The organism is Synechococcus sp. R55.8, assembly GCF_047461895.1.
GTDB lineage: Bacteria > Cyanobacteriota > Cyanobacteriia > Thermostichales > Thermostichaceae > Thermostichus.
On the sequence record NZ_JANSIB010000188.1, the window covers coordinates 1 to 926 of the forward strand.

The window sequence follows — 926 nt, forward strand, 5'->3', positions numbered from 1 at the left end:
CATAGGCAGGGATCCCCCCTCCGAATAAGTCACATAGGCTTGACTAGGCTTGACGATTAAACACACCACGGGCCAACACCTGAGTTTGCATTGTCGTCAGATACCGCGACACCTGCTCCGCATCAACGCTGGTGGCATTTCGGATGTAGCGCCGGAACAGGCCGGGATTGGCTCGCTCCATGGCAGTTGCCGTGATGGTAACAATCACATCTTGGGGAAGGCTGGCGGCGGCGCTGCGCCGGACGCAAACATGGAAGCCCACGTCGTTTTGATTGACTCCCAAGCCTGCGAAAGCGACTCCATTGGGCCTGCCCCCTCCAAAGGCATAGCCCTGTGGGCAATTCGGCGCAACCTGCGGACTTCCCTGTCGGCTGCTGAAGATATTGGAGACCAGAGTTACAAGACGAGGGCCTGCTGAGCTGGTGGCAATGGGAGTTTGACCATCTGGATTGCGAGGCCAAGCCAGAAAGCCAGCCTGGAAAGGATCTGGATCCTCTCTGAAAAACGAGCTGCGCTGAGTGCATTCGTCATCAAAAGGTTGCAACTCAAACCTAGCAATGCGCGCATTGCCCTCCCAAGGGGTGTTGCCGTCTGGGTTACCGGCGTTGTTGTAGTTACGTCGCAAGTAGTACACAACCAAGGTATAGATGTTGCGGCGGTTGCGGATGTTGTCCCAGTCAGCTTCGGAAATACCCGTAGGTCTCTCCTTCAAAGTTACTCGGCCTTCTCGAATTTGTTGCAACGTCGGAGGGCCTTGATAGCAATCGCGTGGGATCGGATTCAGCTTCCAAAAGGCGACCACTGGAATGGCCCCATCGGGGCGGCGAATCCAGCCGGGGGTGTAAAGCCTTTGGATGAGATCTGGCGTTCCGTCTCCGTTGGGCTGTTCCGCATCGTTGTAGATGTAAAGCGCCTCTGCCAGATCC

At 56.3% G+C, this 926-nt stretch carries 1 protein-coding gene; it reads right to left on the reverse strand.

Features of this window, described 5'->3' with window-relative positions; translation table 11 throughout:
* Positions 1 to 43 precede the first annotated feature (43 nt).
* A partial coding sequence (locus NW829_RS12285) for a PddD domain-containing protein (RefSeq protein WP_414417205.1) occupies positions 44 to 926 on the reverse strand: 883 nt, incomplete at its 5' end.